Annotated in this window: 11 protein-coding genes; 4 read left to right on the plus strand and 7 right to left on the minus strand. The window is 57.5% G+C overall.

The genetic code is table 11. The features are described 5' to 3' along the window. The first annotated feature begins 202 nt into the window (after positions 1–202). Positions 203–1,486 (plus strand): HAAAP family serine/threonine permease, encoded by a 1,284-nt coding sequence (locus ACTWLJ_RS18790; RefSeq protein ID WP_401219692.1) that lies wholly within the window; start codon positions 203–205, stop codon positions 1,484–1,486. Between the two features lie 149 nt (positions 1,487–1,635). Here the strand turns inward: ACTWLJ_RS18790 and ACTWLJ_RS18795 are convergent, their stop codons facing one another. The 5 genes from ACTWLJ_RS18795 to ACTWLJ_RS18815 all read right to left on the minus strand — a co-directional run bounded on the left by ACTWLJ_RS18795 (position 1,636) and on the right by ACTWLJ_RS18815 (position 9,609). Next, positions 1,636–2,745 (minus strand): hypothetical protein, encoded by a 1,110-nt coding sequence (locus tag ACTWLJ_RS18795; RefSeq protein WP_445177945.1) that lies wholly within the window; start codon positions 2,743–2,745, stop codon positions 1,636–1,638. Positions 2,746–2,835: 90 nt separating this feature from the next. After that, on the minus strand, positions 2,836–3,966 hold the full coding sequence (locus ACTWLJ_RS18800; protein WP_445177946.1) for a hypothetical protein: 1,131 nt from the start codon (positions 3,964–3,966) through the stop codon (positions 2,836–2,838). Between the two features lie 90 nt (positions 3,967–4,056). After that, a complete protein-coding gene (locus ACTWLJ_RS18805; RefSeq protein ID WP_445177947.1) occupies positions 4,057–5,187 on the minus strand; it encodes a hypothetical protein in 1,131 nt (376 codons plus the stop codon). After that, a complete protein-coding gene (locus ACTWLJ_RS18810; RefSeq protein WP_445177948.1) occupies positions 5,177–8,740 on the minus strand; it encodes a toxin VasX in 3,564 nt (1,187 codons plus the stop codon). The genes ACTWLJ_RS18805 and ACTWLJ_RS18810 overlap by 11 nt, the downstream gene beginning before the upstream one ends. After that, entirely contained in the window at positions 8,737–9,609 is an 873-nt protein-coding gene (locus ACTWLJ_RS18815) for a DUF4123 domain-containing protein (RefSeq protein WP_445177949.1), read from the minus strand. Before ACTWLJ_RS18815 ends, ACTWLJ_RS18810 begins: the two co-directional genes overlap by 4 nt. A gap of 200 nt (positions 9,610–9,809) precedes the next feature. Here ACTWLJ_RS18815 and ACTWLJ_RS18820 point away from each other — a divergent pair, with 200 nt between their 5' ends. Further along, positions 9,810–11,465: a SulP family inorganic anion transporter gene (locus ACTWLJ_RS18820; protein WP_445177950.1), complete on the plus strand. Its 1,656-nt coding sequence runs from the start codon at positions 9,810–9,812 to the stop codon at positions 11,463–11,465. Between the two features lie 141 nt (positions 11,466–11,606). Here ACTWLJ_RS18820 and acnB read toward each other — a convergent pair whose 3' ends face one another. Then, on the minus strand, positions 11,607–14,216 hold the full coding sequence (acnB, locus tag ACTWLJ_RS18825; RefSeq protein WP_445181371.1) for a bifunctional aconitate hydratase 2/2-methylisocitrate dehydratase: 2,610 nt from the start codon (positions 14,214–14,216) through the stop codon (positions 11,607–11,609). A gap of 409 nt (positions 14,217–14,625) precedes the next feature. Between acnB and ACTWLJ_RS18830 the strand changes: the two genes are divergently transcribed. Then, positions 14,626–15,096 carry a DUF1289 domain-containing protein gene (locus tag ACTWLJ_RS18830; protein WP_445181372.1) on the plus strand — a complete coding sequence of 157 codons (471 nt, stop codon included), beginning with the start codon at positions 14,626–14,628 and terminating at the stop codon, positions 15,094–15,096. Between the two features lie 110 nt (positions 15,097–15,206). Here the strand turns inward: ACTWLJ_RS18830 and ACTWLJ_RS18835 are convergent, their stop codons facing one another. After that, a complete protein-coding gene (locus ACTWLJ_RS18835) occupies positions 15,207–16,070 on the minus strand; it encodes a universal stress protein (protein WP_445177951.1) in 864 nt (287 codons plus the stop codon). A gap of 161 nt (positions 16,071–16,231) precedes the next feature. On the opposite strand from ACTWLJ_RS18835, the gene ACTWLJ_RS18840 reads away from it, so the two are divergent. Beyond that, on the plus strand, positions 16,232–16,834 hold the full coding sequence (locus ACTWLJ_RS18840) for a tRNA-(ms[2]io[6]A)-hydroxylase (RefSeq protein WP_401208635.1): 603 nt from the start codon (positions 16,232–16,234) through the stop codon (positions 16,832–16,834). The last annotated feature ends 53 nt before the right edge of the window (positions 16,835–16,887 follow it).

Here is a 16,887-nt window from a genome sequence, read left to right on the forward strand (position 1 = left end):
ATCATGCTCATTGCCGACAGATTTTTTCCTGAAAACGACAATCCGTTGATCTGCTCCGCACAACCATTCCTCAGCTAAGTCTTTGCTTCTGCTCATTTATCGCGGAGAATCTCGCCCCTGTTTCGGCCGGAGCATGTCTGTCGGTTTTTTCCGACGCGTCCTGACCGAGTGGCAAGTGACCGGAATGCGGAGATCCGACCGGATGAATGATCAGGCCAATAGCGTCGACCAACGCTATGAAGAAGCTGCAGCACCCGCTGAACTAACGAGCTGGGCACGCCAGGACACCACCTGGATGTTGGGACTGTTTGGGACGGCCATCGGCGCCGGCACCCTGTTTCTACCGATCAACGCAGGTCTTGGCGGCTTCTGGCCGTTGGTGATCCTCGCGTTGCTGGCATTCCCCATGACGTTCTACGCACACCGCGGCCTGACCCGCTTTGTGCTCTCCGGTCGCGAAGGCGCCGACATCACTGAAGTGGTCGAGCAGCATTTCGGCATCAAGGCCGGTGCGCTGATCACCTTGCTGTACTTCTTCGCCATCTTCCCGATTCTGCTGATCTACAGCGTGGGCCTGACCAACACGGTCGCCAGTTTCCTCGAACACCAACTGCACATCACGCCGCCACCGCGCGCGCTGCTGTCGTTCGTGTTGATTCTGGGTCTGCTGGCGGTGGTGCGTTGCGGCGAGCAGGCAATCGTCAAGGCGATGAGCCTGATGGTTTACCCGTTCATCGTCGCGCTGCTGTTTCTGGCGGTGTACCTGATCCCGCACTGGAACGGCGGCATCCTCACCACCGTTTCGCAGGTGCCGGCGCCATCGGCGTTGCTGCACACGCTGTGGCTGGCGATTCCGGTGATGGTGTTCTCGTTCAACCATTCGCCGATCATTTCGGCGTTTTCGGTTGATCAGAAGCGCCGTTACGGCGTGCATGCCGATGAACGCAGCTCGCAGATCCTGTTCCGTGCCCACGCACTGATGGTGCTGATGGTGATGTTCTTTGTGTTCAGCTGTGTGCTGACACTGTCGCCTGAGCAATTGGCTGAAGCGAAGGATCAGAACCTGTCGATCCTGTCTTACCTGGCCAACCACTTCAGCAACCCGACCATCGCTTTTGCGGCGCCGTTGATTGCTTTTGTGGCGATCTCCAAGTCGTTCCTTGGTCACTACATCGGCGCCAGCGAAGGCCTCAAAGGCTTGATCGTCAAGACCGGCAAGCGTCCGAGCCCCAAGGCGCTGGATCGCATTGTCGCAGCGTTGATGCTGGTGGTGTGCTGGATCGTCGCGACCCTGAACCCGAGCATTCTCGGCATGATCGAAACCATCGGTGGCCCGGTCATCGCGGCGATCCTGTTCCTGATGCCGATGTACGCGATCCGCAAGGTGCCGGCGATGGCCCGTTATCGTGGTCAGGCGTCGAACGTGTTTGTCACCGCTGTAGGTCTGGTGGCGATTTCGGCGCTGGTTTACAAGTTGTCTGTTTAAAGATCAAGAGATCGCAGCCTGCGGCAGCTCCAACAGGGTTTGTTGTTTTTCTGTTGGAGCGGTCGCAGGCTGCGATCTTTTTCTTTTGCTCTGGGGCAGGGCGACGAAAACTCGCTACCCCGGACCCCCGCAGTTTTTCCCTCCTGGCTTCAAATCCCTCGCTGTACTTCAGCAAATATCTCGGTAATCGGCCGTCGCGGCTGGCGCTTTTGCATTTGCCGTACCTCTTCGCTCATTCGCAGCAGCTCTGCACTGGGTTTGACCCATTGATCTTCCGGCAGCGGTTCCGACCATTCACGCATGGCTTCGGGCAGGGTTTGTTTGCCGATTTTTTCGAGGCGGCGCACCTCCCATTCGACGAGGTGGTTGGGAATCGTCCACAAGGTCATGACGTGATACAGGTACCAAAAGAAGCCCGACAAACGTGTGCGTGAGCCGTCACGAATTTGTTGGTGCATGCGTGTGCGGGCATTGCGGAATGTGTGCAGGCCTTCGTGGGGAGGGTCGTCGGGGCCTTGTAGATCTTGCAGGTCCTGAATCGATTTGAGGTCGTTGACTTCGTATTCCATGTAACCGCGAATCGCCTCCCAATGACTGATCGCGAGTGACAGGCCGGCGCAGGGGAATTCGAGGCTGGTGAGGGTTTCGCCCTGGTAAAAGCCGATGCCCATGCCGTATTGGCGGTGGACGCCGTACTGGGTGACGCCTTGGGCTTCGATGATCCACGCGCAAAGGGATTCCCAAGGGACGAAGACTGGTTCGGTGGCGCCTTTGGGTATGAAGCAGACTTCGCGACGTTGGCGGTTGAAACGGGTAGGGATGAGGAGGGAGCGTTTTTTGTGGTTGTGGTGCCAGACGCCGAGGCCGATGAGTAGACCGCTAAAAAAAGCGACAAAAGCCTTACCATGCGCCTCGTGAAAAATACCTCGTATGGCGTGACTAATATCTTCCCACCCCATCCCGAACAAAAAGAACAGAAAACCAACGATCAGGGGAAATAGAAAGGCGATCATGCATGCAACGCTAAATGGCCCTCCTAAGGTCATTTGCCACATAAAGACTTGTGGGTATCCCAATCCAAAGTCCATGTGCACGTCATTCAGTTCGCCAATATGCGGGCCATAGGGTGGCATTGAGGTTGGTAGTGGCAGTGGCGCGAGATAAGTGATTTTTCCGCTTGGGAACGGTTCGATATCACCTGCTGTTCGTGACTGTTGAAGTTGAGGATTACCTATTTGCTTATCAAGTTTATTCGGCATGATCGGCTTGCTCCAGAAACTGGGTTTCGACGAGCAGAACTGCAGGCTTCTCTTGGAATAACTGAGGAGCCATTACCGAAAAATATCCCGTCATACGCGACGCTTTCCGATTGGGTCCGAGCGTTGAACCTCAGCAAATATCTCGGTAATCGGTCGTCGCGGCTGGCGTTTTTGCATTTGCCGTACCTCTTCGCTCAGTCGCAGCAACTCTTCACTCGGTTTGATCCATTGATCTTTCGGCAGCGGTTCCGACCATTCACGCATGGCTTCGGGCAGGGTTTGTTTGCTGATTTTTTCGAGGCGGCGCACTTCCCATTCGACGAGGTGGTTGGGAATCGTCCACAAGGTCATGACGTGATACAGGTACCAAAAGAAGCCCGACAACCGAGTGCGTGAGCCGTCGCGGATTTGTTGATGCATGCGTGTGCGGGCATTGCGGAAAATGTGCGGGCCTTGGTGGGGTGGGTCGTCGGGACCTTGTAGATCTTGCAGGTCCTGAATCGATTTGAGGTCGTTGACTTCGTATTCCATGTAGCCACGAATCGCCTCCCAATGACTGATTGCGAGTGACAAGGCGGCGCAGGGGAATTCGAGGCTAGTGAGGGTTTCGCCTTGGTAAAATCCGATACCCATGCCGTATTGGCGGTGGACGCCGTACTGGGTGACGCCTTGGGCTTCTATGGTCCACGCGCAAAGGGATTCCCAAGGGACGAAGACTGGTTCGGTAGCGCCTTTGGGCATGAAGCAGACTTCGCGACGTTGGCGGTTGAAGCGGGTGGGTATGAGATGGGCGCGTTTTTTGTGGTTGTGATGCCAGACGCCCAGGCCGATGAGTAAAATTAAAGGGTCGGTTATAAGCGCGCTCTCATATCCTGTCTCAAACATGCCGACCATGGATTCCCATATAGCCTCCTGTCCGTATCCAAAAATAACTCCCATAACTCCGGTAATTAGCGGGAATAAGAATACCGCCATGAATGACAAGCTGATCGGCCCACCTAATATGACTTGCCATGAGAACACTTGTGGCGAGCCCAGTCCGAGATCCATATACACGTCGTTCAGCTCGCCGATATGTGGGCCGTAAGGTGGCATCGGTGTTGGTAACGGTAGCGGAGCGAGATATGTGATTTTTCCGCCCGTGAAAGGCTCGATATCTCCAGCCTTTCGTGGTTGTTCAGCTTTTTCTGGGCGGATGGCCTTGTAGCATTTACTCGGCATGATCGGCTCGCTCCGGAAATCGGGTTTCGATAAGCAAAACAGGAGGATTCTCTTTGAACAGCTGAGGAGCCATTACCGAAAAATATCCCGTCATACGCGACACTTTCCGCTACGCCTCGAGCGTTGAACATCAGCAAATATCTCGGTAATCGGCCGTTGTGGCTGGCGCTTTTGCATTTGCCGTACCTCTTCGCTAAGTCGCAGCAGCTCCGCACTGGGTTTGGCCCATTGATCTTCCGGCAGCGGTTCCGACCATTCACGCATGGCTTCGGGCAGGGTTTGTTTGCCGATTTTTTCGAGGCGGCGCACTTCCCATTCGACGAGGTGGTTGGGAATCGTCCACAAGGTCATGACGTGATACAGGTACCAAAAGAAGCCCGACAAACGTGTGCGTGAGCCATCGCGGATTTGCTGGTGCATGCGTGTGCGGGCGTTGCGGAAAATGTGCGGGCCTTCGTGGGGAGGGTCGTCGGGGCCTTGCAGGTCTTGTAAGTCCTGAATCGATTTGAGGTCGTTGACTTCGTATTCCATGTAGCCACGAATCGCCTCCCAATGACTGATTGCTAGTGACAGGCCGGCGCAGGGGAATTCAAGGCTGGTGAGGATTTCGCCCTGGTAAAAGCCGATGCCCATGCCGTATTGGCGGTGGACACCGTATTGGGTGACGCCTTGGGCTTCTATGGTCCACGCGCAAAGGGATTCCCAAGGGACGAAGACTGGTTCGGTAGCGCCTTTGGGCATGAAGCAGACTTCGCGACGTTGGCGGTTGAAGCGGGTGGGTATGAGATGGGCGCGTTTTTTGTGGTTGTGGTGCCAGACGCCCAGGCCGATGAGTAGACCGCAAAAAAGAGAAAGAAAGGCGTGGCCGTAAATTTCGAAGAAAAAGTCTACGACGAGCTCCCGGGTATATGCAAAGTCGTAACCAAGCATCAACCCTATGCATCCGATTAAAGGAGGGAATAGAAACGCGATCATAAACGCGACGGTAAATGGGCCGCCCAATGTCATTTGCCACATAAAGACTTGTGGTGAGCCCAGTCCGAAATCCATATACACGTCGTTCAGCTCGCCGATATGTGGGCCGTAAGGTGGCATCGGTGTTGGTAACGGTAGCGGAGCGAGATATGTGATTTTTCCGCCCGTGAAAGGCTCGATATCTCCAGCCTTTCGTGGTTGTTCAGCTTTTTCTGGGCATATGGTCTTGAAGCATTTACTCGGCATGATCGGCTCGTTCCAAAAACTGGGTTTCGACGAGCAGAACTGGAGGCTTCTCTTTCACCAACTGAGGAGAAACTACCGAAAAATGCCCCTCACCCCGAGGGTCCAGATGTATCACTTGAGTTCGCGATGCCCATTCGCCTTTTGCGTTCAAATTTTGAATGCAGACGGCCAGTTCAAGCGTTTCTTTTGCAGGAGTGAATTCAGAGCCCGGATCAATCGGGTATTGAAGGCAGAGCACCAATCCTTCTGCAGATGACTTGACGATGCGCAAACTACTGACGACCTCGTCACTAATGATGTCCTTGCGTTCTCGTGGTGTTCCTTGGCTGTGTAAAGGAATGGAAATACGGTGCGCACCGATGCCTAAACGGTGAGTTGCCTTACCTCCGAGAGGAGGCAGAAAATCATTCAATGCCAGTCTTGGCAGCACCAAATGGATATCGCTGGGCTGGGCTTTGAACAGCAGGTTTTTCAGCCAGGAGTCGTATGAGTTTTGGCCAAGCTGGGCGTAAGGTGCGTGTATCAGAAAAGCCAGATAGCGTTGATAGTCATCCAGTGAGTGATCGCCGCGCATCTCGGCATCCAGGCTCCAGGGCGTGATTCTCAGCCATTTATCGTGCGCGCTGATGTTGTAACGGTTGAACAGCCACGTACCGCTCAACTCCAAAACTGTAAACAAAGCACCAGCTAGGTTGAAGCGGAAGAACACTGTTGATAGGCGAGTGCCTGCGGCAGCCCATGCGGCCGTGCGTGCTGCATTGTTTTCCGCCGCAATAACGGTATAACCGGCATGTAATGTTTCACTCAACCCATATGCATTTACGGTCGTCATCCCGCCAGCACCCACTGCGGCCAGCGCAGCACTACTGAGTGAAGCTTTGTTACCACTACGTGTCGCTTGCTGCCAATTTCGGAGATGGTCGTTCAAACTTTTGAGTGACGAAATTAAACCGAAAAGATAGGTGGGTATGCCTAACCCAATATGCAACTTACCCATCTGTACATGCACATTCATAAGGGCTTGTCGCTGAAGTCCCGCGACAAGCGCGTTACTACGAACCTTCATGGCTGTTTCCGCGAGACTCTGTGCGGCAGTGAATCCTGCGGCGCTGGTGACCATAACCGGACTTATCAACGACTTTAGATTTCGTTTGTCCCGTGTTTGACTAAACACCTCTCGCACGACCCCAACCAAATTCACCACCTGCACCAAAACCACTACCAACCCCATCCCCTCAGTCTTCACCAAACTCCCTGTCGAAACACCACCAATCCCCAACCGTATATTCCCCAACAAACTCCTCAATTCCCCCTGCTGCGCCGGCGGAAATACCACCGTCACCCCGGCCCGTGCAGGCGTTGCACCATAAAGCCGTGCCGAGCGATCCGGCAGTTCTTCAATCGGGCTCAACGCTGCAGCCAATCGCCCTTCAATCTGCGTCAGTTGTGCCCGGACCCGCACGATTTCTTCCTGCAACTCCATCGCCCGAGGTGTTTTATGTCCCGGGCGGTTTTTGTTGTGGGTGAGTTGATTGCGCTCCCGGTTGAGGGTCTTGAGGTATTCGCGCTCGCGCAGCACTTCCTTGATCGCGGTTTGCAATGCGCTCTGTTCGGCTGGGCTGGCGACGGTGAAGCTCACGCCGCTGGTTTTCGCCGCGTCGAAGACACGTAGGCGCAACGCTTTGGGCAGGCGCTGGAACAACTCATCCATTTCAGGAATCTTTTCGCCCGAGAGGTCGAAACCTTCCAGTGCGCGGCTCAGCCCCAGGTTCAGCGCCGGACTGTAACTTTGCTGCACCGCGTCGGCGACGGCGCGGGTGTGTTCGGGCAAGTCGTCGAGGGCCGGGAGGTGCGGTTGCTCGACCTTTTGCAGCTTGGCCAGCCACTGCGGCAGGTTGTTGAACGTCGCCATGCCAGCGTTGAACAGCGTCGAGTATTGCCCGGCCTGTTCGGGCTGGACCCGCAGCGGCAAGGTGTAGAACAGCGGTCGGGTCAGCTCCGGATGTTCTTCCAGATAGCCAAGTATTTGCTCGCTCGCCGCGTCGCTGCGGCAGATGTCCTTGAGGCAAGCGTATTCAGTTGCGAAGGCTGGGCCGAGTTGCTCCGGTGCTTGCGCGTCGTAGTACCACGCCGAGCGGTGGAAGTGGCCGTCGCACAGCAATTGCGTGCGGTCGACGGTGATGCGGTCGAGCAAACGGTTCCAGCGTCCGAGATCGTCACGATGACGGTTCAGAACCTCGTCCATCGCCGGACGGTCGATCAGGTCGTTGATTCCGCGTTTACCACTGAGCACGGAACCTTCGAGCACGTTCTGCCTATGGCTATCCTGATCCTTGCCGAGGCTGATCAGCGTCTCCAGATGTCTATCAACGAAATCGGCTGGCGCGACCGCGTCGAAATGCTCTCGCGTGTAATAGCGTCGATCGATTTCTTCCGTGGGGGCCAAGCGATTGCGCTGCATCCCGTCGTCGAAACCTTGTGCGCGCAATTTCTGTAGTGCTGGCGGTGCAGGCGCGTTGCTTAGCTGGACGTTGCCGCCCTTGTTCAGGTAATCGAGCAAAGCCTTGCGGGTGTTTTCCCGTTCCGGTTCGGGCAGTTGTTCCAGATCGGCAAACAGTGCCTTGCCCTGTGGCTGATCGCTGGCCTTGGCCAGACTGTCGAAGTCTGCGGCACTCAGTTGGCTCAGGGACTCGATATAAGCGGCCAACAAATAATCGCGTGCGTTGTTATCGGTGTTGCTCCATTCCTCGACCCAACCGACCACGGTGTCCTGATACTCGGCCAGATCGCGCATCACGCCGAGGTGGTCGTCGACCAGCAAAAACAGCGTGTCGTCCTGATAAGGCGCGCGAATTCGACCCAGAAATTCGCCGATGTGTGCCTCGCGAAAACGCTGGGGCTTTTCCCAGAGATACGGTATGCGCTCGTGCTCGGGGGCGTTGCTGACGTGTACCGTCGGTAGTGAGGTTTCGCCTGACTCCGGCTTGTTAACCGGTTCGGCAAAGGTCGCCAGCTCCGCCAGCCATTGGCTGGCCTGCTCGACGGTCAGCAAGTGCTCGCCGCCAGTCTCGCAATTCACCGGGCCGAGATTCACCGCTTGCATGAAGTGCTCGCGCTCCTCGGCACTGTCGAGCACCTGATGACATTTGCCCGCCGTCCACTGCACTTCGGCGAAGGTCACGTACAAGGTGCTCTTGCGGGAAAAGATCAGTGCCGGCCGCTCTTCGATGGGCGTGCGCAGATCTTCACTCACCGTTTTGCCTTTGTGCAGCAGCGCGCTGACAGCGCCGTCGAGCATCCGGTATTCATACAACTCGCCACTGAGGCCGTCGATGATGTACAGCCAGCCGTCGCGCAAGCGGCGAATGCCCATCGGCCGGGCGCTCAAGGTGTATGGCAGCGTCAGTTCGGCGCTCGGGTCGAGGTGTTTTTCAACCAGTCCGTAAGACAGTGGCAGCAGCTGTACATGAGTCTGGCGCAATGGACAGAAGTCGATGGAGCCGAACGGTTTTTTTGAAGCCGCCGCCGCATCAAGGATCGCCGGGTGAGTCATGGTCGTGCCCTTTGACTGGCCCAGTGCAGCGCCAGCTCGGCTGCCCGTGCCACGCGCTCGCCGGCAGGTTGCAGGGAGGGCGCGTGGAGCAAATGGTGGATTTGCGGGTGCTGGGCGATTTCGTGACCGTCGAGCCAGGCCATCAAATTCGCATAGTTGAACAACTCGGATTTGTTACTCAGGCCAAGCGCGTCGGATCGGGTTGCAATCTGCTCGAGCATTGGCCAACGCATGGCTGGCGTTTCCCCAACATGGAATGCGCGGAAGTGCTTCAGCAAATGCGCATCGAGATCAAGCAGCGTTCGACGCCGGTCGACCAGGTCCAGCGCCGTATTTTGTTCAACGCTGAGCCGATAAGGTGCGACAAGTGTCGAACATTCAGCTTGCCGTGGCCGCTGGCAGTGCCAAAGCACATTGACGCAGTCAGCGCTGACCACACAGGTCAGCGGCCCGAACAAAGACTGATCGGCACTGGCAAGCATCGCCCGCATCACGGCCGCGTCCGCCAGACGTAACAGCGCCGACTGGTCTGTCGGTAGCTTGACCGCCACCAGTTTTCGCAAATGCTCAGCCACGGCATACGCGGGCGCCGGACTGAACAACAACAAACCACTTTCTTCGTGGGCGCGTTGCAGAAAAAACTGCATCAAGGGTTCATCTGGCTGTTCGATCGCCACCAGCAACGGCGATATATCGCGCAATTCCGCGAACGGCGATTGGTCGAACAGGGCAAAAGTGCTGGCGGCCGGGCTGAGCCGTTTCACCTGCACAAGCAGATCGGTGATCGTCGCGCCGTCAAACAACAGAAAGGCCTGCTGCTGTTTCCACGGTAAATCGTCAGGCAGATCGGGTTGGCCAGCAGTCAACATGCACATTTTCCTGTGTCCTTTTCAGGCACAAGACTTTGCTTGGGTCTGCGTTATCGCGCAGTCGGCCGAATCGTTTTCTTATGTAGGACGTATCCGGGATGCAGGGTTGTATTGGCAGGCAGCGATCCTAGGCTTTTCAGCTACAGTAGGCCGCTACGCGTATCACGCGCGCAGCGGTTTTTTCGCCTGGAGACATTGGATTGTCGAGCGCCCCTCAACCTGTTGCACCCACTAATCGCTGGCAGGATGTGCTTGCCGGTCTGTCGATCGCCGGGCTGCTGCTGCCCGAAGCGGTGGCGTATTCGACCATTGCCGCGCTGGCGCCGCAGGCCGGGGTTATCGCCTTGTTCGCCGGTTTGCTGTGCTATGGGCTGTTTGGCACCAGCCGCTTTGCGATTGTTTCGGCGACGTCATCCTCGGCAGCGGTACTGGCGGCGGCCACGGCGACGTTGGCCAATGGTGATCCGCAACTGCGCTCGACCCTGGCGATTGGCCTGGTGCTGGTCAGCGGTGGGTTGTTTTTGCTGGCAGGGATGTTCCGGTTTGGCAGCGTCACTTCGTTCATCGCCAAACCAGTACTGCGCGGGTTTGCCTTCGGCTTGGCGCTGACGATTATTCTCAAGCAGGTCGCCAGTGTGGTCGGCGTGCATCTGACCGACGCCAATCTGGTGCGCTTCGCCCCGCAACTGCTGGAGCAACTGCCGCAGTGGAACTGGGCGGCGGCTGGCGTTGCTGCTGCGGCGCTGCTGTTGTTGGGGCTGTTTTCGCGTTTTCCACGCTTGCCTGGTGGTTTATTGGTTGTGGTGATCGGTATCGCCGCCGGGCAATGGCTGAACTTACCGGCGTATGGCGTGAAGCTGATCGGTGTGATCGATCTGAGTCTGGAAATACCCAGGCTGCCGGTCCTGCCGTTCGCCGACTGGTTGCGGCTGGGGGAGGTGGGGTTTGCGCTGGTGATGATTCTGTACGCGGAGTCTTACGGCTCGATCAGTTCCTTTGCGCTGAAACACGGCGACCGCGTCACCTCCAACCGCGACTTGTTGGCGCTGGGGGCTTCGAATCTGTTGTCCGGGTTGTTCCACGGCATGCCGGCCGGGGCGGGGTATTCGGCGACCTCGGCGAACGAGGCGGCGGGTGCCACTTCGCGATGGGCGGGTGGGGTGGCGGCGCTGGTGGTGTTGATTATCGTGCTGACGGTGTTGCCGTGGATCGCGTTGACGCCAGAGCCGGTACTGGCTGCGATTGTCATGCATGCGCTGGGGCGCGGTTTGAGCTTGCAGCCGCTGGGGCGTTATTTCGTCTGGCGCCGGGATCGGGTGTTGGTGCTGTGCGCAGTTACGGCGGTGCTGGTGCTTGGCGTGCTGGATGGTTTACTGGTGTCGGTGGCGATCAGTGTGTTGCTGATGCTCAAACAGATGTCAGCGGCGGATATTCAGGTGCTGGGGCGGATCGATGGCGGGCATGATTTTGTCGATGTGCAGCGCCACCCGATTGCGCAGGCAGAACCGGGCGTGTTGATTATTCGGCCCAGCGAGGCGCTGTTTTTTGCCAACGTGGAACGCATTCTCGGCGCGGCGTTGCGCTTGATCCGTCATTCGCCGGTGCCGGTGCATACGGTGATTTTGAGTCTGGAGGAATCTCCGGATCTGGACGGCACCAGTATCGAGGCGATGCAGGAGTTTTTTCTGCGGGTGCATCAGGAGGGTAAGCGGCTGATTCTGGCGCGGCTGAAGCATGAGGCGATGGTGGTGCTGGATGCGTTGCCTGAGGTAACGGCAAACGGGGTGATCCTCAGTGGATTGAGCGTTGATGGCGCGGTGCAGCAGGCCCTCAAATTGAACGGTCAGCCAGGTTGAATGGACCGGCCTCATCGCGGGCAAGCCCGCTCCCACAGTGATCGATGTCGAACACAAGATATGTGAACACCGAGGCCGGAACAGGCATAAAAAAACGCCGCACATCTCACGATGGGCGGCGTTTTTCATTGCGTTGTAACGTTAGGCTTGAACGACCGGGATGTTGGCGTTCGCAGCAGCTTCACGGAACTCGGCGATCTGGTCGAAGGACAGGTAGCGGTAGATATCGGCCGCCATGCTGTCGATCTTGCCAGCGTATTCCATGTACTCCTCGACGGTCGGCAGGCGACCCAGGATCGAAGCAACGGACGCCAGCTCAGCCGAAGCCAGGTAGACGTTCGCGCCGTCGCCCAGACGGTTCGGGAAGTTACGGGTCGAAGTCGACACCACGGTCGCGTTCGGCTCTACACGTGCCTGGTTACCCATGCACAGCGAGCAGCCTGGCATTTCCATGCGTGCGCCGGCCTTGCCGTAGATGCCGTAGTAGCCTTCTTCGGTCAGTTGGTGAGCGTCCATCTTGGTCGGCGGCGACAGCCACAGACGGGTTGGCAGCTGACCCTTGACCTGATCCAGCAGTTTCCCGGCAGCGCGGAAGTGACCGATGTTGGTCATGCACGAACCGATGAACACTTCGTCGATCTTCTCGCCAGCAACGCTGGACAGCAGACGGGCGTCGTCCGGATCGTTCGGCGCGCAGAGCACAGGCTCGCTGATGTCGGCCAGATCGATTTCGATGATTTCGGCGTATTCGGCGTCGGCATCGGCTTCCATCAGTTCCGGGTTGGCAACCCAGGCTTCCATCGCTTGAGCACGACGTTCAAGGGTACGCGCATCGCCGTAGCCTTCGCCGATCATCCAGCGCAGCAGAGTGATGTTGGAGTTCAGGTACTCGGTGATCGACTCTTTCGACAGCTTGATGGTGCAACCGGCAGCCGAACGTTCGGCCGAGGCGTCGGACAGTTCGAAAGCCTGTTCCAGGGTCAGACCTTCCAGGCCTTCGATTTCCAGGATGCGGCCGGAGAAGGCGTTTTTCTTGCCCTTCTTCTCGACGGTCAGCAGGCCATTCTGGATTGCGAAGTAAGGAATGGCATGAACCAGGTCACGCAGGGTGATGCCAGGTTTCATTTTGCCTTTGAAGCGCACCAGGATCGATTCCGGCATGTCCAGCGGCATAACGCCGGTGGCAGCGGCGAACGCGACCAGACCGGAACCGGCCGGGAACGAGATGCCCATCGGGAAACGGGTGTGCGAGTCACCACCGGTACCAACGGTGTCCGGCAGCAGCATGCGGTTCAGCCACGAGTGGATGATGCCGTCGCCCGGACGCAGCGAAACGCCGCCACGGGTCATGATGAAGTCAGGCAGGGTGTGGTGGGTCGTCACGTCGATCGGCTTTGGATAGGCCGCGGTGTGGCAGAAGGACTGCATCACCAGATCAGCGGAGAAGCCCAGGCACGCCAGGTCTTTCAGTTCGTCACGGGTCATAGGACCGGTGGTGTCCTGAGAACCTACGGTGGTCATCTTCGGTTCGCAGTAGGTGCCAGGACGGATGCCTTTGCCTTCTGCCAGACCGCAAGCCTTGCCGACCATTTTCTGCGCCAGGGTGTAACCCTTGGTGCTTTCGATCGGTGCATCAGGCTTTTTGAACAGGTCGAACGCAGGCAGACCCAGTTCGGCGCGAGCCTTCTCGGTCAGGCCACGGCCGATGATCAGTGGAATACGGCCGCCAGCGCGAACTTCGTCCAACAGCACCGGAGTCTTCATTTCGAAGGTGGTCAGGACTTCGTCGGTGCCGTGTTTGCAGACTTTGCCAGCATGCGGGTACAGGTCGATCACGTCGCCCATGTTCATGTTGGAAACGTCGAACTCGATTGGCAGTGCGCCGGCATCTTCCATGGTGTTGTAGAAGATCGGAGCGATTTTGCTGCCGAAGCAGAAACCGCCAGCGCGCTTGTTCGGCACGTAAGGAACGTCGTCGCCGAAGAACCACAGAACCGAGTTGGTAGCGGATTTACGCGAGGAACCGGTACCGACCACGTCACCGACGTAGGCGATAGGGAAGCCTTGACCGCGCATTTCTTCGATCTGCTTCATCGGGCCGATGGCGCCCTGCTGATCAGGAACGATGCCTTCGCGAGCCATTTTCAGCATGGCCAGAGCGTGCAGCGGGATGTCTGGACGCGACCAGGCATCCGGAGCAGGCGACAGGTCGTCGGTGTTGGTCTCGCCAGTCACCTTGAACACGCGCAGGCTGATCTTGTCGGCCAGGGTCGGACGGTTCTTGAACCACTCGCCGTCAGCCCAGGACTGCAGCACGCCTTGAGCGTGAACGTTGCCGTTCTTGGCTTTTTCAGCCACGTCGTGGAATGCGTCGAACATCAGCAGGGTGTGCTTGAGTTGAGCAGCAGCGACCGGCGCCAGTTCGGCGTCGTCGAGCAGGTCAACCAGGGTCACGATGTTGTAGCCGCCCTGCATGGTGCCGAGCAGTTCTACAGCGCGCTTCTTGTCCAGCAGAGGGGAGGAAACTTCGCCCTTGGCCAGTGCAGAGAGGAAACCGGCTTTGACATAAGCCGCTTCGTCCACGCCTGGTGGAATGCGATTGGTGATCAGGTCAACGAGGAATTCTTCTTCGCCAGCCGGAGGATTCTTCAGCAGCTCGACCAGGCCTGCAGTTTGTTCGGCGTTAAGCGGCTGGGGAACGATACCCAGGGCTGCACGCTCTTCGATATGTTTGCGGTAGGCTTCAAGCACAGTTATTACCCTCATCAGTGGTCCCAAATGGGTGTCCGGGACGCTCATCCCGAAATGACCGTACTCATGCGCCGCACGACGTTGTGGGTCGTTTGGCCAGAATTACCGGACATTCCTTACAGAAGCTGCTTTCAAAGTTTTACGCCTGCAGAACGGGGAGCTGATGAGGGTTGGCGATTGGCTTTTCCCCGCTGGAAAAACCCTTCGCCAACACCGCTCTGAAGGAACGACTGTGCTCGTGACGCTTTGAAAACAGCTTCTAACGGACATTGGCGCCTTAAAAGGCTGGCTGATTCTACGGCAAAAAAAAATTAAAGGTAAGTTAGGCCCTCAAGTTTGAGGGGTGATCAATGTTAGACAAAGGGCTAACATGCCGACCTGTTCCGCGTTTCAGTGTTTTGTCTACTTTATGCCCAATCAGACCATCAAGACCCCATGCGTCGGCCTCTGCTCCACTGTTTACGGTGATCTGGTGTGCCGTGGCTGCAAGCGTTTCCATCACGAAGTGATCAACTGGAACGGTTACAACGAGGAAGAAAAACGCGCGGTCTGGCTGCGACTCGAACAATTGCTGTCACAAGTGATGGCCGGCAAGGTCGAGATTTTCGACTCGGTACGCCTGCGCCAGCAGCTGGAACAGCGCAAGATCCGCTTTGTGCCGCATCAGTCGGAATATTGCTGGGCGTACCAACTGATCGCCCGGGGTGCACGGGTGATCATTAATCTGGATGCCTACGGGATGGTGTTGCTGCCGGAGTTTCGCGACTGGAATCTGCCGGAATTGCGCGATGCCATTGATCGGGAATTTTTCCTGCTGTCGGAAGCGCACTACCAGCGCTATATCGCCCCCGGATTCCTCAAGGACGCCTTCGGCGCCTGAAAGCATCGCTGGCAAGCCAGCTCCCACAGGTTCGGTGTGATGTCGAAGATATTGCAATACCTGTGGGAGCCTGGCTTGCCAGCGATGGCTATCTTAAAAACACCGCAATTTCAGTGCTTCACCGCCAACTCCACCAGATGATCCTCAACCTCCTGCGGCTTGAGCACCAGCACGTCACTTTCCAGCGAGTCGAGCACCACTTCGGCGGTATTGCCGATCAACGCCCCTGACAACCCGGTGCGCGCCACGGTGCCAATCACCGTCACCGCCGCCTGAAGTTTGTGCGCCATGAACGGAATCAACACATCCGCCGGCCCTTCCTCGATGTGCAGATGTTCGTCATCGACATCGAACTCGGCCTGAAATGCCCGGCACTGGTCGCGATATCGCGCCTCAATGGTTTCCTTGAGCTGAAACGTCGGGTCAGCCGCCGACAGCATCGGCGACGGATGTGCGGCGATTACATGCAAATGCCCCTTGGCCAGACTGGCGATGTCAAAGCCGTGGTCGATGATCGTCGTGTGCAGATGCCGGTGCTCGTCGTCGGCATTGCCGACATCGACAGCGGCGAGAATCACTCGGTCTTTCCACGGCGTGCAGGTTTTCACCAGCAGCACCGGGGTAGGGCAGTGGCGCAGGAGTTTCCAGTCGGCCGGGGTCAGCAGGGCTTTTTTCAGTGGACTGTCGGGGAAATGCTGTTTGATCACCAGCCCGCACCCTTCGGCCTGCTGCACGTCGATGATGGTTTCGTGCAGGCTCTCGTTCCACGCCTGTTCGGTAGTGACGCTGTAACCGTCCGCCACCAGCGCGGCTTTGAGTACGCCGAGCATCCCGGCGTGGTCGTGCTTCCTGTCGCACACCAGCAGGTGCAGATGGGCCTGGGTCACGCCAGCGATCAGCTTGGCGCGCTTGAGCGCCAGGCTTTCCGAATGTTCGGGTTCGATGACCACCAGAATGCTGCGAATGGCTTGCATGAGCGGAGTCTCCAGCAAAGAAAAGGCACGGCGTTGCACAACTATAGTTGCTGCCTGTCAGCCTGCGACTTGATGCATATCAACGATGGCGACTGGTGGTCTGCGGGCAGGCCGGTATAATCGGCGCCCTTCGCTCGAACACCTTTTTAGCCGTGAGCCTCATGATCTTTCCCGAAATCCACGAATTCCTTGGTTGCCGCACGCCCGATGCCTGGGTTCAGGCTGCATTGGCCGATCAGGAAACCATGCTGATCGACCACAAGAACTGCGAGTTCAAGGCCGCCAGCACCGCGTTGAGCCTGATTGCCAAGTACCATTCCCACGCCGATCTGATCAACATGATGTCGCGTCTGGCCCGGGAAGAACTGGTGCACCACGAACAAGTGATGCGCCTGATGAAACGGCGCAAGATCGAGCTGCGTCAGCTGCATGCCGGCCGTTACGCATCGAGCCTGCGCAAAGTGGTGCGCAGCCATGAGCCGGTGAAACTGGTCGATACGCTGGTGGTCGGCGCGTTCATCGAAGCACGCAGTTGCGAGCGCTTCGAAGCGCTGGTGCCGCATCTGGACGAAGAACTCGGCAAATTCTATTTCGGCCTGCTGAAAAGCGAGGCGCGGCACTATCAGGGTTACCTGAAGCTGGCCTACCAATACGGCGACGCGAAAGACATCGCGCAGGTGATCGAGCGAGTGCGAGCTGCCGAGCAGGAACTGATCGAATCACCGGACGAGGAATTCCGCTTCCACAGCGGCGTACCTGCCTGAGATTGTGAAAAACTCTTAAGAGTATGAAACATCACCAGAAACCGGCCCCAGTG

It is taken from the genome of Pseudomonas sp. McL0111 (genome assembly GCF_052567255.1).